The sequence below is a fragment of the Isoptericola sp. NPDC019482 genome, from assembly GCF_040632295.1.
In the GTDB taxonomy this organism is placed as follows: domain Bacteria; phylum Actinomycetota; class Actinomycetes; order Actinomycetales; family Cellulomonadaceae; genus Isoptericola.
In genome coordinates this window covers 26,309-47,733 of the sequence record NZ_JBEYBQ010000011.1, presented here as the reverse complement: position 1 = coordinate 47,733, position 21,425 = coordinate 26,309, and the positions used below count along the sequence as shown (strand labels likewise).

Sequence of the window (21,425 nt, the reverse complement as noted above, 5' to 3'; positions counted from 1 at the left end):
CTACCGTGGACACCGTGAGCGAGCGCACCGAGAACCTTCCCCATGTCGTGGTCGTCGGCGGAGGGTTCGGCGGCCTCGCGGTGGTGAAGGCGCTCGCGAAGGCGCCCGTGCGGGTGACGCTCGTCGAGCGGCGCGTGTACAACACGTTCCAGCCGCTGCTGTACCAGGTCGCGACCGGCGGGCTGAACGCGGGCGACGTCACCTACTGGCTGCGCGGGCTGCGCCTCAAGCAGAAGAACCTGCGGGTGCTGCACGAGCACCTGGTCGGCATCGACCACGACGCCCGGACGATCCGGCTCGCCAACGACGAGACCGTCGCGTTCGACCACCTCGTGCTCGCCAACGGCGTCACCGTGAACTTCTTCGGCACCCCGGGCGCCAAGGAGAACGCGTTCGGCATGTACTCCCGGTCCCAGGCGCTGAAGATCCGCGACCAGCTCTTCATCCGCCTGGAGAACTCCGCGTTCACGCCCGGGACCGACGACGGCCTGCGCGTCGTCGTCGTGGGCGGCGGCGCCACCGGGGTCGAGGTCGCGGGCGCGCTCGCGGAGCTGCGCACCGCCGGCCTCGCGCCGGCCTACCCAGAGATCGACGGCGACGCGTTCGAGATCACCGTCGTGCAGCGCGGCGGCGAGCTGCTCAAGGCGTTCCACCCGAGCCTGCGCGAGTACGCCGCGCAGGAGCTCGGCCACCGTGGCGTGAAGCTGCACCTGGGAGCCGGCGTCGCGGAGGTGCTGCCCGACGCCGTCGTGCTCACCGACGGCACCCGCCTCCGCGCCGACCTCACCGTGTGGTCCGCGGGCGTCGGCCCGCACCCCGAGGTGGACGACTGGGACCTGCCGCGCCGTAAGGGCGGACGCATCGCCGTCGGCCCCGACCTGCAGGTCGAGGGGCGGCCCGGAGTCTTCGCGATCGGCGACATCGCCGAGACGCCCGACTGGCTGCCGCAGCTCGCCCAGCCCGCCATCCAGGGCGGGCAGCAGGTGGCCCGCAACATCCTCGGGCTCCTCGAGGGCCGCGCCACCGAGCCGCTGACCTACCACGACAAGGGCACGATGGCCGTCATCGGACGTCGTGCCGCGATCGCCGAGATCACCCTGCCCGTGACGGCCAAGAAGCTGCGGCTGACGGCCGGGTTCGCCTGGCTGGTGTGGTTGTTCGTGCACATCATGTCGCTGGTCGGGCCGCGCAACCGCGTCACGACGCTCGCCGGTCTGGTCACGCGGTACGGGTTCCCGTTCCACCGCCGGCCCATCCCGATCGTCGGCGACGTGCCCACGATCCGGCCGTCGAAGCCGGACACCGACCCGGACGGTGCCGGCGAACCTCGTTAGCGGGCGGCGCGCACCCGGCGCGTGACGGCGTAGACCGCGAGGATCACGACGACCAGCCCGCCGGTGGCGGCGAGCTGGGCGCGCGCCGCCGGGTCGGAGAGCATGAGCCCGGCCAGCGCGACCAGCCCTGCGAGCGTGACCCAGGTGAGGTACGGGTAGCCCCACATGCGCAGCCGCATCGGCTCGCCGGCGCGCTCGGCGTCGGCCTCGAGGCGCGGCCGCAGGCGCAGCTGGGAGATCGTGATGAGCAGCCAGACGACGAACAGCGCGGAGCCGACGGCGTTGAGCAGGATTGTGAGGATCTGCGCCGGCAGCAGCCAGTTGAGGCCCACGGCGACGACGCCGAAGAACACGGAGACCAGCACGGCCACCCACGGCACCTCGCGGCGCGAGACCCGGGTGGTGGCGGGCGGCGCGTCGTCGCGCTGGCCGAGGGAGAAGAGCATCCGCGACGTGCCGTAGACGTTCGCGTTGAACGCGCTGAGCAGCGCCAGCACCACGACGACCTCCATGAGCCGCGCGCCGCCGTCGAACCCGGCGAGCTGCAGCACGGAGACGAACGGCGACTCCAGGGCCGCGGCGTCGTCCCAGGGGATGAGCGCGACGATGATCGCGACCGAGCCCACGTAGAACAGGAGGATCCGCCACACGATGGTGCGGGTGGCGCGGGCGACGGCGGTGCGCGGGTCGCGCGCCTCGGCGGCGGCGATCGCGACGATCTCGATGCCGCCGAACGCGAAGGCGACGGTGAGCAGGCCCGCCGCGATGCCCGCCCAGCCGGCCGGGGCGAAGCCGCCGTGCGCGGCCCAGTCGCCCAGCACGCTGCCCGACACGGGGATCACGCCGACCACGATGAGCACGCCCACCACGAGGAACGCCAGGATCGCGGCCACCTTGATCGCGGCGAACCAGAACTCCGACTCGCCGAACTGGCGCACGCCCACGAGGTTGATGCCGCCCAGCACCACCACGACGACGGCCGCCACGGCCCACTGCGGCACGTCCGGCCACCAGCCGCTGACGATCCCGGCGACGCCCGTCACCTCGACGCCCAGCACCATGATCAGCGTGAACCAGTACAGCCAGCCCAGCAGGAAGCCGGCCCAGCGGCCCAGCGCCGCCTCCGCGTAGACGGAGAACGAGCCGGACGCGGGCAGCGCGGACGCCATCTCGGCGAGCATCCGCATCACGAGGACGACCAGCGCGCCCGCGATGGCGTAGCTGACCAGGACGGCCGGTCCGGCGGTCGCGACGCCGACGCCGGCGCCGAGGAACAGGCCCGCCCCGATCGCGGAGCCGAGGCCCATCATCGTCAGGTGGCGGGTGCGCAGGCCGTGCGCGAGCTGGGCGTCGTGCGCCGTCGTGCCGGGATCCGTGGGGGTGCTCACGGCCGACCACGCTAACCCGCCCCGCCGAGTTGTCAGGACCAGCGCCCGGTATACGGCGCGCAGGCCCTGACAACTCGCGGGGCACGGCGCTACTTCGTCGCGACGTCCCGGCGACGGAAGCCGACGAACGCCAGCACGAAGAGCACCAGCGCGACGGCGCACAGACCGCCGACGTGGCCCCAGTCGACGTCGGAGGTGAACGAGTCCGGCACCCACCAGAACGGCGAGAGGCGGCGGGCCCACTCCGGCAGGTCGAACAGGTCGGCGAACATCTCGACCACGAGGGTGTAGCCGAAGACGAACCACACCAGCGCGGTGGCCCGCGGCACCCACGCGTACAGCGCCGCGGCCAGCCCCACCAGCACCAGCAGTGCGGGCAGGTAGAGCAGGCCGGCCTCGGCGATCGCGCCGAACGACGGTTCGTGGACGCCCGACGCGGCGGCGCCCGCGGCGAGCGCGAGGATGCCCGTGATCATGACGACGGCCGTGCCGACCGAGCCGACGACGAGCGTCGCGCCCAGCCAACGGCCGCGGGAGACCGGGGTCGCGAGCGCGTACTCGGCCCGCCCGGCCTCCTCCTCGGACTTCGCCCGCAGCGTCGCGACCAGGCCGAACGCCGCCGCGCCCAGCGCCGCGTAGAGCACGATGATGCCGAGGAACGCCTTCTCCAGGTCACCCTCGCCGAGCAGCGCGGAGTACACCGGGTTCTCCCGCAGGGAGTCGGTCATCGAGGGGATCTGGGCGATCACCGTGCCGGTCGCGAGCCACATGACGCCCAGGCCGAGCGCCGTCCACAGCAGGGACATGCGCTGCTGCCCCCACACGATGGCGGCGGGCGAGCGGAGGCCCGGACGGGCGTCGGCCCGTCCTCGGCGGTCGGGGACGAGGCCGCCGCCGAAGTCGCGACGCGACGCGAGCGCCGACGCGACGAGCAGCAGCAGCACGATCGCCACCAAGCCGATGACGGCGGGCCACCAGCGCAGGTCGACGTACGCGCGCATCTGCTGCGCCCACGCTATCGGGGAGAGCCAGGAGACCCAGCTGCCGTGGACCTCCTGCATGTCGCCGATGGTGCGCAGCGTGAACGCGGCCCCGAGCACCGCCATCGACAGGCCGGTGGCGCCGCGCGAGTGCTCGGTCACCTGGGCGGCCACGAGCGCGACCGCCCCGAACGTCATCGCGCTCACAGCGATCCCGAGCGTCATGGCGAGCGAGTCGATGGCGGGCAGGTCGTTGGAGACGAGGACGCCGGTGGACAGCAGCGCGACGACGAGGTTGACCGCCAGGACGACGATCGCCGCGGCGACGACGGCCGCGTGCCGACCGACCGCGGCGGCGCGGACCAGCTCGGACCGGCTGGACTCCTCCTCCGCCCGGGTGTGCCGCACCACCTGCAGGATGCTCATCACCGCGAGGGCGAGCACGACCCACAGCACCAGCTCGTTCGCGACGGCCGCGCCGACCGTGTAGTCGTCGGTGCCGTAGCCCGGGCCGGTCATCGCGATCATCGCCGGCGACTGGACGAGCGTCGCCCGCGCCTGGAGACCGGTCGGGTCGTCGGCCATGAGCACGTACTCCGGCAGCGCGCCGAGATACAGCAGCGGGATGCCGAGGCTCCAGACCAGCAGCCGCACGCGGTCGCGGCGCAGGATGAAGCGAACCAGGCTCCACGTGCCGGTGAGCGTGGTGCCACCGCGCACGGGTTCGGCCCGGTACAGCGGAGGGGCGGCGGTGACGGCACTCATCGGGCACCCGCCTTGCTGGTCGGTCCATCGAGCTGCACGCCGTCGGCGGCGAGCTCGTCGCCGTAGTGGCGCATGAACAGTTCCTCCAGCGACGGCGGCTGCGCGGTGAACGAGTGCACGCCGAGGGCGGACACAGCGGGCAGCACGCGGCCCATCTCGGAGTTGTCGACGTCGAACGTCACGCGCGTGCCCTCGCCGTTCGTCGTCGTGGCGAGGTCGTGCACGCCCGCCATCGCGGCGATCGGGGACGGGTCGCCGTCGACGACGGCGGTGACGGCGGAGCGCGTGAGGTGGCGCAGGTCGTCGAGCGTGCCGGACTCCACGGCCCGGCCGTTCCGGATGATCGTCACGGTGTCGCAGACCTTCTCGACCTCGCTGAGGATGTGGCTCGACAGCAGCACGGAGGTGCCGGCGGCCTTGGCCTCGCGCACCTGCTCGGTGAACACGGCCTCCATGAGCGGGTCGAGGCCGGACGTCGGCTCGTCGAGCACGAGCAGGTCGACCTGGGAGACGAACGCCGCGACGAGCGCGACCTTCTGCCGGTTGCCCTTGGAGTACGTGCGGGCCTTCTTGGTGGGGTCGAGCTCGAACCGCTCGAGCAGCTCGGCCTTGCGCCTCTTGTCCGGCTTGCCGCGCAGGCGGGCGAGGTAGTCGATGGCCTCGCCGCCGGTGAGGTTGGGCCACAGGGACACGTCGCCGGGCACGTACGCCAGACGGCGGTGCAGCGCGACGGCGTCGCGCCACGGGTCGCCGCCCAGCAGCCTGGCGCTGCCCGAGCTGGAGCGCAGCAGGCCGAGCAGCACGCGGATCGTGGTGGACTTCCCGGCGCCGTTCGGGCCGAGGAAGCCGGCCACCTGGCCGGCCTCGACGGTCAGGTCCAGCCCGTCGAGGGCCTGCACGGAGCCGAAGGTCTTGCGCAGGTCGTGGATCTCGACCGCGGGCGTGGCCGCGGTCCGGGCAACCGGGGTGGCTGAAGCCGTGGTGGTCATGGTTCCTCTTCGTGGTCGTGGGGGGTTCCGTCGGCGGGGACCTGCGCCCCTGGTGGCGGGTCCGGCACGTACAGGAGGTAGTCGTCGAGCATGCGACGGGTGGTGAGGAAGCCCTCGGTGAAGAGCTCGAGCATCGGCAGGTACAGCTCGTCCATGAAGCGCCGCATGGCGGCCGTGACGTCCTCGGCGTCGTGCGGGGGGTCGAGCGTGACCGAGAGCAGCATCGCGCCGAGGGACGAGTACACGAGATAGCGCACGCGGGCGCGCTCGTCGCGGCTCGGATTCACGATGCCGTCAGCGACCGCCTCCGCCGTGTACGTCTCGGCGTCGTCGATCATGTGCTCGACGAACGCCCGCCCCACGACACCGCCCGACTGCAGGGACCGCAGCACGTAGCCCACGAGGGGGGCGAATCCCTCGGCCTGGGCGAGCACCTCGAAGAGGCGGCCCGACGCGGCCTTGGTCATGTTCTGCCGCTTCGCCTCCACGATCCATGCGAGGACGTGCTCGTCGCACGCCTCGCGGAGCCGGCCCTTCGAGCCGAAGTGGTGGATGACGAGCGCCGCGCTCACCCCGGCGTCGGCGGCGATCGAACGCACCGAAGCACCGAAGCCCTCCCGGGCGAAGCGGAGCACCGCGGCGTCGAGGATCCGCGCTCGGGCGCCGCCGTCGGACGCCGGCACGAGCGGCCCGCCCGCCTGGTCCGGCCCCTCCGGAGCAACGTCGACTGAATGCATGTTCAACAGACTAAACACGTGTTCAGTCGGGGTGCAAGACCCCGCGGCGCGACGGAAGCGGCAGGATCGACCCGTGACCCAGCTCGCCCGCCGCCTCGGCACCACCGACGCCGTCGTCATCGGCCTGTCGTCGATGATCGGGGCCGGCGTGTTCGCCGCCTTCTCCCCCGCCGCCGCGGCCGTGCTGCCCGCCGGCACGGGCGCCGCGCTGCTCGTCGCCCTCGGCGTCGCCGCCGTCGTCGCGTACGGCAACGCGACGTCGTCGGCGCAGCTCGCCGCGCAGTACCCCGCCTCGGGCGGCACGTACGTGTACGGACGCGAGCGGCTCGGCCCGTGGTGGGGCTTCCTCGCCGGGTGGGGGTTCGTGATCGGCAAGACGGCGAGCTGCGCGGCGATGGCGCTGACCTTCGCCGCCTACGCCGCCCCGCCCGGGTGGGAGCGGCCCGTGGCGGCGCTCGCCGTCGTCGCGCTGGCGGCCGTCAACTACCGCGGCGTGACACGCACCGCGCGGCTGGCCCGGTGGATCGTGGTCGTGGTGCTGCTCTCGCTGGCGGTGACCGTCGCCGTCGCGCTCGCCGGCGGCCCGGCGGACACCCCCGGCCCGACGGCGACGCTGGTCGCGACGACCCCCGCCGGCGCCGGCACGGTGCTCTACGGCGTCCTCCAGGCCGCGGGGCTGCTCTTCTTCGCGTTCGCCGGGTACGCGCGCGTCGCGACGCTCGGCGAGGAGGTGCGCGACCCCGCCCGCACCATCCCCCGCGCGATCGTCGGCGCCCTGGGCGGCGCCGTCGTGGTCTACGCGGTCGTGGCCGTCACGCTGCTCGCGGCGCTCGGGCTCGCGGGGACGGCGGCCGCGCCCGCGCCCCTCGCCGCCGCGGTCGCCGGGGTGCCGTGGGCGGGGGTCGTCGTGCGCGTCGGCGCGGCCGCCGCGTCGCTCGGCGCGCTGCTCGCCCTCGTCGCCGGCGTGGGCCGGACGGCGATGGCCATGGCGCGCGAGGACGACCTGCCGCGCCCCCTCGCCGCCGTCCACCCCACGTTCCGCGTGCCGCACCGGGCCGATGTGGCGGTCGCCGTCGTCGTGGTCGCGCTGGTGCTCACGGTGGACCTGCGCGGCGCGATCGGCTTCTCCTCCCTCGGCGTGCTCGTCTACTACGCCGTGGCGAACCTCGCGGCGTGGACGCAGGACGGTGTCCACCGCCGCTACCCGCGGGCGCTGCAGGTCGTGGGGCTCGTCGGGTGCGTGGTGCTGTGCGCGACGCTGCCGCCGGTGGCGGTGCTCACGGGCGTCGGGGTGCTCCTCGTCGGGCTGCTCGTGCGGTGGGTGCGCGTGTCACGATGACCGCGTGCGCCTCTGGTCCCTCGCCCCCGGCTACCTCGACCGGCAGGGACTGACCGCCTGCTGGCGCGAGGCCCTGCTCGCCCAGGCGGTGCTCGCCGGGCGGACGAAGGGCTACCGCAACCACCCGCAGCTCGTCCGCTTCCGCGCGACCCCCGACCCTCTGGCCGCGGTCGGCGCGTACCTCGCCGCCGTCGCCGACGAGGCCACCGCCCGCGGGTACTCCTACGACCGCGGCCGGATCCTCGACGCTCCCCGCGACGGCCTCCCGCCCGTGCCACGGATCGCGGTGACCGACGGCCAGCTCGAGGTCGAGCGCACGCACCTCCTCGCCAAGCTGCGGGTGCGCACCCCGGAGCGGGCGGGGGCGCTCGCGGACGCCGACGTCGTGCGGACCCACCCGCTGTTCACGACCCTCCCCGGGCCGCGCGAGGACTGGGAACGGGCCTGACCTGGTGCGGTCTCAGAGCCAGCCCAGGCTGACGGCGATGAGCAGCTGCGTCACCAGGAAGCCGGTGACGAGGTTGAGCCAGAGGAAGCGCCGCCAGCCGGTGTGCGCGTCCTCGCAGCGGTCGTCGGGGAGGTTGCGGAACGGCGCGACGCTCACGACGTACGGCACGACGAGGACGGCGGCGAGCGCCGCCGGCCAGCCCGCCAGGAGCAGCACGACGCCGGCAGCGAGGTAGGCCGCCATCGCCCCGCGCACGGTGCGCGCCGCGCCGAGCCACGTGGCCACCGAGCCGATGCCGGCGGCGCGGTCCGCCTCGACGTCCTGCACCGCGCCGAACGCCTGGGACGCCATGCCCCACAGGAAGAACGCCGCCAGGACGGCGAGCACCGGGCCGGTGAGGGAGCCGCCCGCCAGCGCCAGGCCGAAGGCGGCGGGGCTGACGAAGTGGGTCGCGGACGTCGCCGAGTCCAGCACCGGGCGTTCCTTGAACCGCAGCCCCGGCGCGGAGTACGCGACGACGGCGAAGACGCTCACGGCGAGCACCGCGGTGGACGCGGCGTCGCCGACGAGGACCAGGTACGCGAGGAACGGGACGTTGCTCACGACGGCGGCGCGCACCGTGAGGCGGTGCCACCGCCGCGACAGCACCACGCCCTCGATGCCGCCCTTGCGCGGGTTGCGCAGGTCCGACTCGTAGTCCCAGACGTCGTTCAGCCCGTACATCAGCAGGTTGTACGGGACGAGGAAGTACAGCGTGCCGACCACCAGCTCGGCGACGCCCATCCGCCCGGCCCCGCCCGCCAGCAGGTATGCCGCGGCGAACGGGTACGCGGTGTTGATCCAGCTCACCGGGCGCGACGACCCCACCACCTGGCGCAGCGCGGCCGCCGACCCCACTGCCTGTCCTCCGGTCACGGGCGCCGTCATGCGTCGACCTCCGCGCGCTCGTCGTCCCCGTCGCCGGCCCCGGCCAACGCCCACAGCGCGGGCAGCAGCAGTGCGGCGACGACCGGCCAGGCGAGGTCCTCGACGGGCGTGAGCCACACCCGCACGCCCAGGAGCGCGGCGTCGTCGTACCGGAACAGGTCGGCGGCGATCATCAGGCTGTCGAAGACGACGGTGAGCGCCACGAGCACGACGGCGGCGAGCGCCGTCGCCGCCCACCACCGGGCGCCGAGGCGGCGCACCCGCGCCACGACCAGCGCGACGACGAGCGCGCCGGCGACGACGACGACCGCGAGCCCGGCGTACGTCATCGCACCTCCCGGACGGGGTCCGGCACCGCGTGCAGCACGCCGCGACGGGCGGGCCTGCGCCGGGCGGGACTCCGCCGGGCCACCGCGCGCCGCAGGAGCCCGTGCAGCACCAGCGTGAAGTAGCAGAGGAACATTATGAAGAAGAGCTCCTCGAGCGGCAGGTGCGGCGCGAGCTCGACGCCGGTCATGGCGGCGCCGCCGCGGGAGTAGAAGCCCGCCGCGATCGCCACGAGGTCCCAGCCGAGGAACACCAGGGTGCCGACGGCGAGCACGGCGGCGCCGCGGCCCGGGTGCGCCGACCAGAGCAGGAGGCGCGCGCGCCGGTCCACGAGGGCCATCGAGGCCAGCGCGCCGAGCAGCAGCGCGAGGTAGACGAAGGAGGTCCAGTGCAGGGCGATCACTCCCGGGAGGCGAGGGCCGGACGATTCTCGGGGAACGGCTCGGCGGACGGCTCGGCCAGCGGGTGGGCGGTCGTGTCGCCGCGCACCCGCTTCACGGCGAGCTCCGCGCTGATGAGGCACATCGGCAGCCCGACGCCGGGGATGGTCGACCCGCCGGCGTGGAGCAGCCCCGCGACGCGCCGCGAGCGGTTCCCCGCCCGGAACATCGCGCTCTGGCGCAGCGTGTGCGCCGGTCCGAGCATGCCACCGGACCACGACGAGAGATCCGCCGCGAAGTCGCCCGGGCCCACGGTGCGCCGCACGACGACGCGCTCGCGCAGGTCCGGGACGTCGGCCCACTCGGCGACCCGGTCGATCGCGGCGTCCGCGATCGCCTCGACGGCGGCGTCACCGGCGCCGTCCTCGCCGCCGCGCCCGAGGCCGGGGTCGGCGGGGACGGGGACGAGCAGGAACAGGTTCTCGTGCCCGGGAGGCGCCACGGTCGGGTCGGTGCGGGACGGCGCGCACACGTACAGCGACGCCGGGTCGGGCACGCGGCCCGCGGCGATGGCGCCGAAGTTCTCCTCCCAGTCCGCGGTGAAGAACAGCGAGTGGTGGGCGAGCTGCGGCACCCGCCCCCGCACGCCGAGCATCACCAGGACGCCGCCGGGGCCGGGGTCGCGCCGGTCCCACCACGCGGGCGACCGGTCGCGCAGGTCGGGCGGCAGCAGGTCCTGCTCCACGTGGTGCAGGTCGGCCGCGGTGACGACGACGTCGGCGGGCGCGTGGTGCTCCCGCCCGGCGTCGTCCACCCAGCGCACTCCCGTGACCGCGGCCCGGGGACGGCGGGACCCGGGGGCGGGGAGCCGGGTCCGTGCCGCCCCCGGGCCGTTCCCGACGGCGCTCCGCGTGAACGGGGCGGTCGTGATCGCGGTCGCGCGGGCGCGGGTGCGCAGGGTGACTCCTGCGCTCACCGCGAGCCCGGCGACCGCGTCGACCACACGTGCGAATCCCCCCTGTGGGTATCGCACGCCGCCGTCGAGGTCGAGGGCACTCATCAGGTGGTACATGCTCGGCGCCCGGTCCGGCGACGAGCCGAGGAAGACCGCGGGATACCCCAGCACCTGGCGCAGCCGCCGGTCCTGGAACGCCGCCGCGACCCGGGAGCCGAGCGACCGGCCGAGCAGCGGCCCGAGCCGGTGCAGCCGCGTCGCGACGTCCCGGTGCGCGAACGGCCGCCACGACGCGAACGTCGTGTACAGGAAGTGCCGCAGCGCGAGGTCGTACGTGTCGTGCGCGGAGTCGAGGTAGCGCTCCAGGCGCTCCCCCGCGCCGGGCTCGATCTCCTCGAACGCCGCGACGTTGGCGGCCCGGTCGGGCGAGACGTCGAGCGCGTCGGGTCGCCCGTCGACGTCGCCGCCCTCCTCGAAGAACACCCGGTAGGCGGGGTCGAGCCCGACGAGGTCCAGCTCGCGGTCCGCGCTCGACCCCATCAGCCGGAACCAGTGGTCGAAGACCTCGGGCATGAGGTACCAGGACGGGCCCGTGTCGAAGCGGAAGCCCGCGCGCTCCCAGGAGCCCGCGCGCCCGCCCGGGGCGTCGTGCCGCTCGAGCACCTCGACCTCGTGGCCGTCGCGCGCGAGCAGCCCCGCCGTCGCCAGCCCCGCGATCCCGGCCCCCACCACGACCACCCTCATCGGAACGCCTCCCTCGCCAGGGCCCCGGCCACCAGCCGCGCCTTGACCGGCCCCGGGACCCGGACCCGCTCCCGCCGGATCGTGGCGGCCGGGGTGGCCGCCAGCCGACGGGAGAGCTCCGCGAACAGGTCGTGCGCCACCCGCACCGCGAGGCGCGAGCTGCGCGGCAGGTCGTCGATCGCGACGCGCGCGGCGGCCAGGTCGGCGTCGACGTCGGCGAGCAGCCGGTCGCGGTCGGCGTCGTCGAACGCGTCCACGTCCAGCCCCGGGAAGTACGACCGGCCGCGCAGGTCCACGTCCTCGGCCAGGTCGCGCAGGAAGTTGACCTTCTGGAACGCCGCGCCGAGGCGGGCCGCGCCCGGGGCCAGGCGGTCGTACGCCGCGTCGTCCGCGGCGACGAACACCCGCAGGCACATCAGGCCGACCACCTCGGCCGAGCCGTGCACGTACGCGGCGAAGCCGGCCTCGTCGTGCGCGGTGACCGTGAGGTCGGTCCGCATCGACGCGAAGAACGGCGCCACCAGGTCGTCGCCGATGCCGAACCGGCGCGCCGTGCGCGCGAACGCGTGCACCACGAGGTTGCTGCTTCGCCCACGTGCGCGCGCCCGCGCCACCTCGTGCTCGAGCTCGTCGAGCAGCGCCCCGCGCTCGGCGACGGAGAGCCCGGGCCGCGGGTCGTCGACGATCTCGTCGGCCACCCGGACCAGCGCGTAGACGCCGCGCACGTGGTCGCGCACGTCGTCGCCGAGCAGGCGGCACGCCCAGCCGAACGACGTCGAGTAGGCGCGGACCACCACCGCGGCGCTGCGCGCGGCCACGGCGTCGTACGTCGGGTCGACGACGACCGCGTCGGCCCCGGAGGCGGAGACGGCGGCGGCCGCGCCGTCGGGCACCGTGGCGGCGCTCATGCGGCGCTCGGCTCGCGAGGGAGGCGGGCCCCGGCGACGGCCTCGGCCAGCGCGCCGAGCCCGAGGTCGTGGCCCATGACGACGGCGTCCCGCTCGAGGTCCGCGGCGAGCGTCTCGACGGCGGCGCGTGCGCCGCAGGCCTCCAGGAGCTCGCGGGCTCTCTGCAGCTCGGCGTCCCCGGCGTCGGGGTCGCCGAGCAGGGTGCTCAGCTCGCCCCACGCCGACGTCCCGTGCGCGAGGGCGACCAGCGGGGTGCACTTGCCCTCCCGCAGGTCGGAGGCGTTGCTCTTGCCGGTCTCGGCCGGGTCGCCGAACACGCCGTCGAGGTCGTCCCGCAGCTGGAACGCGAGGCCGAGGTCGCGGCCCAGCCGCCGGACGCCCGCGTCCAGCTCCTCCCGGCCGGCCAGGATCACCGCGGCCCGCAGGGGGAGCTGGAAGGAGTAGACCGCGGTCTTGCGCTCGGCGGTCCGCAGCGCCTCGTCGAGGTCGGCGCACCCCCCGAGGCTGAGTCGGACGTCCGCGAGCTCGCCGTCCGCGGTGAGGTGCATGGCCTCGTCGACGACGTCGAGGAGGCGCTCGGTGGCCGCCGGGGCCGCGCCGCAGAGCGCGACCGCCCGCACGGCCGCCGCCAGGGCGAGGTCCCCGGCCAGGATGCCGGCGGCGGCGCCGTAGCCCTGCGCCTGCCGCGCGCTCGCCCCGGACTTCAGGGCCTGCGCGGCGTGCATCCCGGCCGCGTTTGGGCGCCCGCGGCGCGTGTCCGCGCCGTCGATCACGTCGTCGTGGGCGAGGAACGCGTGGTGGAGGAGCTCGAGGGCGGCGGCCACCCGCACCGCGACGTCGTGCGGCTCGGGCGGCGCCACCCCGGCGAGCGCGTCGTACGCGTCGAGCAGGATCCGCGGGCGCAGCCGCTTGCCCCCGCGGCTCGCGCCGCGCACGGCATCCCAGAGCCGGGTGCCGTCCTGGCGCTCCCCGTCGTCGAGCAGCCGCTGGAGCGCCCCCTCGACGACGAGGTCGACCGGGTCGTCCCCGCGGTGCGACGCACGATGCACGGCACCCACCTCCTTGCTCGGCCTGTCACTGGTCGACATGTCGCTAGTTTGGCATATCACTCGCCTAGCAAGATACTAGCCGCGTCCCGAAAGACTAGGATGAGCGCGTGACCCAGGCACCCACGGGGGGCTCCTACTGGTTCGAGGAGTCGGACGCGGAGGCCCGCAGCCTCCTCGAGGCGCTGCGGGCGTTCCGTCGTGCGGACGAGGCCATGCGCCGACGGGCCGGCCGCGAGATGAAGATGAACCTCACCGACCTCCGCGCCCTCCAGCACGTCATCGCCTGCGACGGGCGCGGCGAGCCGGCGACGCCGCGCGAGCTCGCGGAATACCTGTCGATCTCGACCGCCTCCACCACGAAGCTGCTCGACCGACTCGTCGACTCGGGCCACCTCGAGCGCCGCCCGCACCCGTCTGACCGTCGCTCGGTCGTCGTCGTCGCCTCCGACGCCGCGCACGCCGAGGTCCGCGAGCGGCTGGCGCCGGTGCACGCGCGCATGCTCGAGATCGCCCGGGCCGTCCCGGCGCGCTCCCGCCCGGCCGTCCGCAACTTCCTGCTGGCCATGGCCGCCGAGGCGGAGCGGGAGCCCGACCATGCCGCCGGGACCGTCGTCGGCGACGTGCCCGCCTGACACCTCGCCACGCGCTCGGCCCGCTACGCGCTCGGCGCGGCCCAGCCCGCGGTGCGCAGCTCCCGCACCTGCTCGACCATCCACGGGCTCACCGCCCACGGAGCCAGGTCGACGAGCGCCGCGACGTCGCGCGGCCGCACCCATCGCCAGTCCATGACCTCGTCCAGGTTCGGCACCGGGTCGCGGTCCACCGTCGCGAGGAGCACCGGGCAGATCTCGTTCTCGACGACGCCGCCCGCGTCCACGGCGCGGTACCGGAACGAGGGGAGCACGGGCTCGCCGTCGGTCGTCACGTCCAGCCCGAGCTCGTGCAGGCCGTGCCGCAGCACGGCCTGCGCCAACGACTCGCCCTGGCGCGGGTGGCCGCAGAACGAGTTGGTCCAGACCCCCGGCCACGTCCGCTTCGACAGCGCGCGCCGCGTGAGCAGGAGCCGCCCGTCCGGGCGGAACAGGTAGCAGGAGAACCCGAGGTGCAGCGGGGTGCCGCGGGTGTGCACGGTGGCGCGCGGCGCGACCCCGCGCGGCGTGCCGTCGTCGTCGAGCAGGATCACGTGGTCGGCGACGGCCCCGGATTCTGCGTCGGCCCCGACGTCGGCCCCGGTCACGACGCGTCCGCGTCCGCGACGGCGGGGGTGCGGACGGCCCGCACGCGCAGCACCACCGCCGCGCCGAGCACCACCACCGCCGCGGCCACGGCGCTGGCCGCCGCGGGCGCCGAGAGGGGCTCCCCCTGGGAGCGCGCGACGGCCACCCAGACCAGACCCCAGGCGATCGCAGCCGCGACGGCGAGCCGCCCGCTCCCGCGCACGGCGAGGGCGACGCCGATCGCGGCGACCACCGCGAGGATCGCCACCGCCCACCAGTCCGCGGCCACGCCGCCGCCGTCGAACCCCGCGTCCGTGAGCGCCGCCGCCACGTTCGCGACGGTGGCCACGCAGACCCAGCCCAGGTAGAGGCCGAGCGTGCCGTCCACGAGCACCCGCTCCGTGACGCCGCTTGCCGGGGTCCGCACCAGGATCAGGAACGTCCGGACGAGCATGGCCAGGAGCGCCACGATGACCACGACGCTCCACCAGAGCAGGCCCGCCTGGACGGCGAGGATCCAGGCCGCGTTGAGCAGCATCGTCGCCGCGACCGGCCGCCGCAGCTGGTGCTGCCGGACGTCGAGCGCGTGCGCGGGGAGCCACTGGAAGACCGTGTACCCCGCGAGGCCGAGGTAGATGACGGTCCAGATCGAGAACGCGGGGGACGCCGGGGCCACGAGGGTCGCGTCGGCCGCGAGCGCACCGCCCGCGGCCTCCGCGACCCGGGTGCCGCCGAACACCCCGACGCCGATCATCGAGCCCACGACGCACACCAGCAGGCTCACGGTCACCGCGACCTGCTGCAGCCGTGGGGCGCGTGTCGTGTCGGTCATCGGACCTCCTCGTTCGTCGGACGGCGCCACGGGCGAGGCGCCGCGGCATCCCTCCACCCTGCCATCCGTCACCAGATATTGCTAGCCTGGCTAGCGACCTGACCGACCACCCCGCTGACGACCCAGGAGGGACACCCATGCCGACCGACGACCCGCTCGTGCTGGTCACCGGCGCCACCGGGTACATCGGCGGGCGGCTCGTGCCCGAGCTGCTCGCCGCCGGGTACCGGGTCCGCGTGCTCGCCCGCCATCCCGAGCGCCTCGCCGGGCGGGCCTGGGCGGACGACGTCGACGTCGTGGCGGGCGACGCGCAGGAGCGCGCCGACCTGCGCCGCGCGCTGGCCGGCGTCGACGTCGCGTACTACCTCATCCACGCGCTCGGCGCGGGGGCCGGGTTCGCCGACACCGACCGCCGCACCGCCCGGGGGTTCGCGCAGGCGGCCGCCGAGGCCGGGCTGCGGCGCGTCGTCTACCTGGGCGGCCTCTCCCCCGACACGGCGGACCTGTCGCCGCACCTCCGCTCCCGCCGGGAGGTGGAGGAGATCCTGCTCGACGGCGAGGTGCCGACCGTCGTGCTGCGGGCCGCGGTGATCCTCGGGTCGGGCAGCGCGTCGTTCGAGATGATGCGGTACCTCACCGAGCGCCTGCCCGTCATGGTGGCCCCGCGATGGATCGAGAACCGCATCCAGCCGATCGCCGTCCGCGACGTGCTGCGCTACCTCGTGGGGGCTGCGGACATCCCCGGCGACGTCAGCCGCGGCTTCGACATCGGCGGCCCCGACGTGCTGACGTACCGCCGGATGATGCAGCGCTACGCCGCCGTCGCCGGGCTGCGGCCCCGGGTGATCCGCGCCGTGCCGGTGCTGACGCCGCGGCTGGCCAGCCTGTGGGTCGGCCTGGTCACCCCGGTGCCGCCGGCCATCGCCCGCCCGCTCGTCGGCTCGCTCGTGCACGAGGTCGTGGCGCGCGACCACGACATCGCGCGGTACGTCCCCGACCCGCCGGAGGGGCTCGTCGGCTTCGACGACGCGGTCGCCCTGGCGCTGGCCCGGATCCGCGACCTCGACGTGCGGACCAGCTGGACCTCGGCGTCGACGCGGGGCGCGCCGTCCGACCCGCTGCCCGACGACCCGGACTGGGCCGGCGGCAGCCTGCTGGTCGACGACCGGTCGCGCGAGGTGGACACCACCCCGGAGTCGCTGTGGTCGGTGATCGAGGGCATCGGCGGTGCCCACGGCTGGTACTCCTGGCGCCTCGGCTGGGTGGCCCGCGGCCTGCTCGACCGCCTGTTCGGCGGCCCCGGGCTGCGGCGCGGGCGCCGGCACCCGCACCGGCTGGAGCCCGGCGACGCGCTGGACTGGTGGCGGGTGGAGAAGGTGGTGCCCGGGCGGCTGCTGCGGCTGCGCGCCGAGATGCGACTCCCGGGGCTGGCGTGGCTGGAGCTGGCGGTCGAGGACGGGCCGGGCCCCCGACCCGTGTTCCGGCAGCGCGCGATCTTCTCCCCGCGCGGCCTGCCCGGGCAGCTCTACTGGTGGGCGATCAGCCCGTTCCACGGGATCGTGTTCGGCGGGATGCAGCGCAACATCGCGCGTGCGGCGCACGAGCACGCGGCCGCCTCGGGTGGCGTCTGAGAGTCGCTCAGTGGCGGGCCCGGCGGGCGCCGAGCGGACCGCCGAAGACGAGCGAGATGCCGAGGACGTACCCGACGTCGTACCAGTTGCCGGTGTTGTGCACCTCGTACACGGACACCGTGTCCGTGAACAGGGAGACGATGAACGTGATCGGCAGGATCATGCCCTGCCACAGGCCCCACCAGAAGCCGTAGGGCCCCGCGCCGCTGATCGTCGACGTGTCGACGCCGAGGTTCGGGCCCGCCGCGCACGCGGCCAGCAGCACGAGCGCCGCGACGGCGAGTCCCGCCGTCGTCGCGCGGCGGGCGGCACGGCCCCGGTGCACGAGCTCCTTCTGCCGAGGTTCCATCCGTCCACGATGGCACCGGCCGGCCGCCGCCGCCCCGTGGACGACGTCCGGCGGCCCGGGTTCACCCCTCGCCGGGTCGCTGGCTCCCGACGGAGACCGGGATCCGGGCGGGCAGCGCCTCGAGCCGGTCGGCGACCCCGGCCGCGCACGCGGCGAGCTCCCGCGCGATCTCGGTGCTCAGGCCCAGGTAGCCCGCCGGGTCGAGGAGGGCACGCAGCTCGTCGTCGTCGAAGGCCTCGCTGACCACGGGGTCGCCGTGCAGCAGCTCGAGGAACGGGCGGCCGTCGGACGCGGTCGCCTGCGCGACGGCGAACACGACGTCGTGCGCCTTCTGCCGCCCGATCTTCTCGCCGAGGGCGAGCATGAGGGACTCCGAGCCGATCATGCCCTCGGACAGGCGGATGTTCGCGCGCATCCGCCCCGGGTCCAGCTCCAGGCCGTCCATCACCACCTCCAGGCGCGCCAGCATGTCGCCCGCCAGCACCGCGGCCGACGCCGACACGTCCTCGAGCAGGGCCGTCATGGCGCCGTTCGCCTCCTGGTCGTGCAGCATCGACTCCAGGGCCGGGCCCGCGAGGGCGCGCAGCTCCGCCGACATCGTCTGCATGTCGAGGGCGAGCTGCGGGTTGCGCTTGTGCGGCATGGTCGAGCTGCCGACGGTGCCCTCGGGCACCGGCTCGAACGCCTCCGCGAACTCCGGCTGCATGAGCGTGTAGACGTCGCGGCCGATCTTCCCGATCGTGCCCGCGAGCTGCGCCAGCACCAGCACGAGCTCCACGATGCCGTCGTTGACCGACCGGGACGGCACGCGCATCGGGTGCAGCCCCAGCCGCCGCGCCACGCCCGACTCGATCGCCCGGCCCGATCCCCCGAACGACGCGAACGTGCCCGCCGCGCCGCCCATGAGCACGCAGAACAGCCGCTCGTCGAGCCGCTCCAGCCGGTCGGCGTGCGCGGCGAGCTGGTCGATCCACACCGCCACCTTGAAGCCGAACGTCACGGGCACGGCGTGCTGGCTGTGCGTGCGGCCTGCCATCGGCAGCGCCGCGGACGACTCCGCGAGCCGGCCCGCCGACCGCAGCACGCGACCGAGCTGGCGCAGCACGGCGCGGTGGGCGTCGCGCAGCACCAGCACGTCGGCGGTCTGCGTGATGTTCTGCGTCGTCGCTCCCCAGTGCACCCAGCCGCCGTGCTTGGAGCCGACGGCGCGCGCGAACTCCTCGATGAGCGGCACGAGCGGGTGGCTCGCCTCGGCGGTCGCGGCGAGCACCCGCTTCACGTCGAGCTTCTCGATCCGCGCCGTGAGCGCGATGGCGCGGGCCGACTCCGCCGGGATGAGCCCGGCGTCCGCCTCCGCGAGCGCGAGCGCCGCCTCGACGTCGAGCCGCGCCTGCCAGCGGTTCTCGCGCGTGAAGAGCCGCGCGATCCCCGGGTCGGGGACCCGACCCTCGGTGAAGCGTCCGAACGGTGCGACGATCATGCGGCCCCCAGGGCGTCCGACGGCGGTGAGCAGCATGATCGCCCCGCCCGCCGCCGGTGTACAGCCCCGGCGCACTGCGGGTGTCGGAGTTGCACTGCGGGTGTCGGAGGATCGCGGCACGCTGGGCCCCATGAGCGACGAGACGACGACGCGGGTCGCAGCCCTGGACGCGGTGGTCTTCGACGTCCCCGCACCACCGGTCGCGGCCGACTTCTGGCAGCGGCTGACGGGCGCGGAGGTCGAGCAGCAGGGGTACGGCGACGACTGGATCACGCTGAACACCCCGGACGGCTGGTCGCTCGCCTTCCAGCCCGCGCCCGACCTCGTGCCCCCGCGATGGCCCGGCCAGGAGCACCCGCAGCAGGCGCACCTCGACCTGCGCGTGCCCGACGTCGCGGCCGCCGTCGAGCGGGCCGTCGACCTCGGCGCCACGGTGCTGCGCGAGAACCCCGAGTGGACCACCCTGGCGGACCCGGCCGGGCACCCGTTCGACCTGTGCCACGCGCCCGACAACGACGGCCTGACGATCATGGGGCTCACCGTCGACGTGCCGGACGCCTCGGCCGCCGCCGCGTTCTGGTCCCGGATCCTCGGCGACCCGGTGGTCTACGACGCCGAGGGGATGGCGATGCTCGGCGGGGACCGCGCCCTGCTCTTCCAGCAGGTGGAGGGCTACTCCGCGCCGCGGTGGCCCGACCCGGAGTACCCGCAACAGCTGCACCTCGACCTCCAGGTCGGCCCCCAGAGCCTGGACGAGGCCGAGGCGGCCGCGCTCGCCGTCGGGGCGACGCGGCTGCCCGGCGGCGAGGACACGTTCCGCGTCTTCGCCGACCCTGCGGGGCACCCGTTCTGCCTCTGCACCGGCTGATCGTCTGCACAGGCTGACCGTCTGCACAGGCCGACCGTCGGCGCGGCGGCTCAGCCCGGCAGCACCAGCGCCGGACGGTCGGGGTGGTCCACCCGCACGACGACGTCCGCGCGCCGCTCGGGCTGCACCTCGCGGCGGTAGCGCCCATACGCGGCGAGGGTCCACGCGTCGTCGAGCGGCGTGTTCCGCGTCTCCGTCGCGGGTCGCAGCGCCAGGTGCACGACGAGGTCGACATCGAGCCCGCGTCCCAGCGCGAGCGACCCGTCCAGCACGACGACGGTCCCCGGCGGCGCGTCCTCGTACCCGGCCCGGGTCGAACGGCCGGTGTCCGGGTCGCGCAGGCTCGGCAGCCAGCGGCCTCGCGTCACGACCGACCGCAGCACCTCCCGGTTCAGCCCGTCGACGTCGATCCACTCCTCCAGGAGCGCGTCGGCGTCCCTGCGGCCGCGCTCGAGCCGCAGCGACCGGGCGCGCAGGAAGTCCCGGACGCGCACCCGCGCGACCGGCCGACCCGCTGCGCGCAGCGGCTCGACGAGCGCGTCGGCGAGGTCCTCCGGGCGGGTGGACGGGTGCCCGTCGACCAGCAGCCGCACCGGCCGGGCATCGTCGCGGGCGAGGACCTGCCCGACGACGTACGTCACCACGCCCTCGACGGTCACCGGCTCCACGCGCACCCGGACATGCTCGCACCCGCGCCACGCGCTGTTCACCGAGTCTTCCTTTCCAGGTCCGGCGGTCTCGTATTTCGCGGCCACCTTCGCCGGGTTGAGTTCCGATATCGCCAGTCGCGATATCCGCCGGGCCCTCCGGGCCCCCGCGTGCTCCCGAAAGGAACGCCCATGCGCGCCCGCGCTCTGCCTGCCCTGGCCCTCCCCGCCGTGGGGCTGCTCGGTGCCGCCGTCGTCCTCGCCGGCTGTTCGAGCTCCGCCTCCGCCGAGACCGCCGCGTCCGACCCGGACGCCCCCATCACGTTCGCCACCACGCCGCTCGGCGACGACCCCGCCGCGGAGAACCCGATCGAGGCGTTCGCCGCACTCGTGGAGGAGGAGACCGGCCGCGAGGTCGAGATCGTCGACGTGCCGGACTACACCGCCGTCGTCGAGGCCCTCCGCAACCACCACACCGACATCGGCTTCATGAGCGGGTTCCCGTCCGCCCTGGCCGTCAACACGGGCGAGGTCGACTCGCTGGTCGCCTGGCCCGGCGACGACTCCCCCGTGTCGACCTGCCTCGTGCTCGACGACTCGCCGCTGCAGTCGTTCGACGACATCACGCCCGACACGGTGGTCGCGTTCGCGGACCCGGCGTCGTCGTCCGGCTACTTCATGCCCGTCGCCGCGCTGCACGACGCGGGACTCGAGAAGGACGCCGACTACCAGGCCCTGTTCTCCGGCGGCCACGACATGAGCTTCACCGCCCTCAAGGAGGGTCAGGCGGACGTGGCGTGCACGTCGACGATCTTCCCCACCATGGCCGGCCAGGGGAGCCCGATGTTCCCGTTCGAGGAGGGCGAGACCCGGTCGATCGGGGAGAGCGCCTCCATGCCGGTCGCGGTGACCGTGCTCGCCGACCAGGAGCTCGCGGACGACAAGCGCGAGCTGCTGCTCGACGCACTGCCCAAGATCTTCACCGAGGAGAACGCCGAGAAGCTCGGCCCCATGATGGAGGCGATGCAGGGCACGGACCCGATCCTCGAGCCCGACCCCGAGATCTTCCAGCCCTTCGTCGACGTCGCCGCCATCGCGGACGTCGACATCTCCGACCTCAGCGGGTCGTGA

At 74.8% G+C, this 21,425-nt stretch carries 22 protein-coding genes; 7 read left to right on the top strand and 15 right to left on the bottom strand.

Features of this window, described 5'->3' with window-relative positions; translation table 11 throughout:
* The first annotated feature begins 14 nt into the window (after positions 1-14).
* The gene (locus ABZ493_RS09925; RefSeq protein ID WP_430582000.1) at positions 15-1,334 is read left to right on the top strand and encodes an FAD-dependent oxidoreductase; all 1,320 of its coding nucleotides are present in this window, start codon (positions 15-17) and stop codon (positions 1,332-1,334) included.
* Here the strand turns inward: ABZ493_RS09925 and ABZ493_RS09920 are convergent.
* The 4 genes from ABZ493_RS09920 to ABZ493_RS09905 all read right to left on the bottom strand — a co-directional run bounded on the left by ABZ493_RS09920 (position 1,331) and on the right by ABZ493_RS09905 (position 6,193).
* Complete coding sequence (locus ABZ493_RS09920; protein ID WP_430581999.1) at positions 1,331-2,722, bottom strand: amino acid permease; 1,392 nt, start codon at positions 2,720-2,722, stop codon at positions 1,331-1,333. The genes ABZ493_RS09925 and ABZ493_RS09920 overlap by 4 nt on opposite strands.
* Before the next feature lie 89 nt (positions 2,723-2,811).
* Positions 2,812-4,467, bottom strand: coding sequence for a hypothetical protein (locus ABZ493_RS09915; RefSeq protein ID WP_430581998.1), 1,656 nt, complete (start codon positions 4,465-4,467; stop codon positions 2,812-2,814).
* Positions 4,464-5,456 (bottom strand): ABC transporter ATP-binding protein, encoded by a 993-nt coding sequence (locus ABZ493_RS09910; RefSeq protein ID WP_430581997.1) that lies wholly within the window; start codon positions 5,454-5,456, stop codon positions 4,464-4,466. The genes ABZ493_RS09915 and ABZ493_RS09910 overlap by 4 nt, the downstream gene beginning before the upstream one ends.
* A complete protein-coding gene (locus ABZ493_RS09905; RefSeq protein ID WP_430581996.1) occupies positions 5,453-6,193 on the bottom strand; it encodes a TetR family transcriptional regulator in 741 nt (246 codons plus the stop codon). The genes ABZ493_RS09910 and ABZ493_RS09905 overlap by 4 nt, the downstream gene beginning before the upstream one ends.
* A 73-nt stretch (positions 6,194-6,266) precedes the next feature.
* On the opposite strand from ABZ493_RS09905, the gene ABZ493_RS09900 reads away from it, so the two are divergent.
* Both ABZ493_RS09900 and ABZ493_RS09895 read left to right on the top strand, forming a co-directional pair.
* Entirely contained in the window at positions 6,267-7,532 is a 1,266-nt protein-coding gene (locus ABZ493_RS09900) for an APC family permease (RefSeq protein ID WP_430581995.1), read from the top strand.
* A 4-nt stretch (positions 7,533-7,536) separates the two neighbouring features.
* The gene (locus ABZ493_RS09895) at positions 7,537-7,980 is read left to right on the top strand and encodes a pyrimidine dimer DNA glycosylase/endonuclease V (RefSeq protein WP_430581994.1); all 444 of its coding nucleotides are present in this window, start codon (positions 7,537-7,539) and stop codon (positions 7,978-7,980) included.
* 12 nt (positions 7,981-7,992) lie between these two features.
* Here the strand turns inward: ABZ493_RS09895 and ABZ493_RS09890 are convergent, their stop codons facing one another.
* The 6 genes from ABZ493_RS09890 to ABZ493_RS09865 are packed head-to-tail and all read right to left on the bottom strand — an operon-like array spanning position 7,993 to position 13,309.
* The gene (locus ABZ493_RS09890) at positions 7,993-8,907 is read right to left on the bottom strand and encodes a prenyltransferase (RefSeq protein ID WP_430581993.1); all 915 of its coding nucleotides are present in this window, start codon (positions 8,905-8,907) and stop codon (positions 7,993-7,995) included.
* On the bottom strand, positions 8,904-9,236 hold the full coding sequence (locus ABZ493_RS09885; protein ID WP_430581992.1) for a lycopene cyclase domain-containing protein: 333 nt from the start codon (positions 9,234-9,236) through the stop codon (positions 8,904-8,906). The genes ABZ493_RS09890 and ABZ493_RS09885 overlap by 4 nt, the downstream gene beginning before the upstream one ends.
* Complete coding sequence (locus ABZ493_RS09880) at positions 9,233-9,637, bottom strand: lycopene cyclase domain-containing protein (protein ID WP_430581991.1); 405 nt, start codon at positions 9,635-9,637, stop codon at positions 9,233-9,235. The genes ABZ493_RS09885 and ABZ493_RS09880 overlap by 4 nt, the downstream gene beginning before the upstream one ends.
* Complete coding sequence (gene crtI, locus ABZ493_RS09875) at positions 9,634-11,313, bottom strand: phytoene desaturase family protein (protein ID WP_430581990.1); 1,680 nt, start codon at positions 11,311-11,313, stop codon at positions 9,634-9,636. Before crtI ends, ABZ493_RS09880 begins: the two co-directional genes overlap by 4 nt.
* Positions 11,310-12,221, bottom strand: coding sequence for a squalene/phytoene synthase family protein (locus ABZ493_RS09870; RefSeq protein WP_430581989.1), 912 nt, complete (start codon positions 12,219-12,221; stop codon positions 11,310-11,312). Before ABZ493_RS09870 ends, crtI begins: the two co-directional genes overlap by 4 nt.
* On the bottom strand, positions 12,218-13,309 hold the full coding sequence (locus ABZ493_RS09865; protein WP_430581988.1) for a polyprenyl synthetase family protein: 1,092 nt from the start codon (positions 13,307-13,309) through the stop codon (positions 12,218-12,220). Before ABZ493_RS09865 ends, ABZ493_RS09870 begins: the two co-directional genes overlap by 4 nt.
* A 68-nt stretch (positions 13,310-13,377) precedes the next feature.
* Here ABZ493_RS09865 and ABZ493_RS09860 point away from each other — a divergent pair, with 68 nt between their 5' ends.
* A complete protein-coding gene (locus ABZ493_RS09860; protein WP_430581987.1) occupies positions 13,378-13,902 on the top strand; it encodes a MarR family transcriptional regulator in 525 nt (174 codons plus the stop codon).
* A 23-nt stretch (positions 13,903-13,925) separates the two neighbouring features.
* Here the strand turns inward: ABZ493_RS09860 and idi are convergent, their stop codons facing one another.
* On the bottom strand, positions 13,926-14,507 hold the full coding sequence (idi, locus tag ABZ493_RS09855; RefSeq protein WP_430581986.1) for an isopentenyl-diphosphate Delta-isomerase: 582 nt from the start codon (positions 14,505-14,507) through the stop codon (positions 13,926-13,928).
* On the bottom strand, positions 14,504-15,319 hold the full coding sequence (locus tag ABZ493_RS09850) for a tryptophan-rich sensory protein (RefSeq protein WP_430581985.1): 816 nt from the start codon (positions 15,317-15,319) through the stop codon (positions 14,504-14,506). The genes idi and ABZ493_RS09850 overlap by 4 nt, the downstream gene beginning before the upstream one ends.
* 137 nt (positions 15,320-15,456) lie before the next feature.
* On the opposite strand from ABZ493_RS09850, the gene ABZ493_RS09845 reads away from it, so the two are divergent.
* Positions 15,457-16,950, top strand: a complete 1,494-nt coding sequence (locus ABZ493_RS09845; protein WP_430581984.1) for an SDR family oxidoreductase — start codon at positions 15,457-15,459, stop codon at positions 16,948-16,950.
* A 7-nt stretch (positions 16,951-16,957) separates the two neighbouring features.
* Here ABZ493_RS09845 and ABZ493_RS09840 read toward each other — a convergent pair whose 3' ends face one another.
* A complete protein-coding gene (locus tag ABZ493_RS09840) occupies positions 16,958-17,299 on the bottom strand; it encodes a hypothetical protein (RefSeq protein ID WP_430581983.1) in 342 nt (113 codons plus the stop codon).
* A gap of 61 nt (positions 17,300-17,360) precedes the next feature.
* Entirely contained in the window at positions 17,361-18,779 is a 1,419-nt protein-coding gene (locus tag ABZ493_RS09835) for an adenylosuccinate lyase family protein (RefSeq protein WP_430581982.1), read from the bottom strand.
* Between the two features lie 130 nt (positions 18,780-18,909).
* On the opposite strand from ABZ493_RS09835, the gene ABZ493_RS09830 reads away from it, so the two are divergent.
* Positions 18,910-19,647: a VOC family protein gene (locus tag ABZ493_RS09830; protein WP_430581981.1), complete on the top strand. Its 738-nt coding sequence runs from the start codon at positions 18,910-18,912 to the stop codon at positions 19,645-19,647.
* A 50-nt stretch (positions 19,648-19,697) separates the two neighbouring features.
* Here ABZ493_RS09830 and ABZ493_RS09825 read toward each other — a convergent pair whose 3' ends face one another.
* Positions 19,698-20,357 carry a uridine kinase gene (locus ABZ493_RS09825; RefSeq protein ID WP_430581980.1) on the bottom strand — a complete coding sequence of 220 codons (660 nt, stop codon included), beginning with the start codon at positions 20,355-20,357 and terminating at the stop codon, positions 19,698-19,700.
* Positions 20,358-20,486: 129 nt separating this feature from the next.
* Here ABZ493_RS09825 and phnD point away from each other — a divergent pair, with 129 nt between their 5' ends.
* On the top strand, positions 20,487-21,425 hold the full coding sequence (gene phnD / locus ABZ493_RS09820; RefSeq protein ID WP_430581979.1) for a phosphate/phosphite/phosphonate ABC transporter substrate-binding protein: 939 nt from the start codon (positions 20,487-20,489) through the stop codon (positions 21,423-21,425).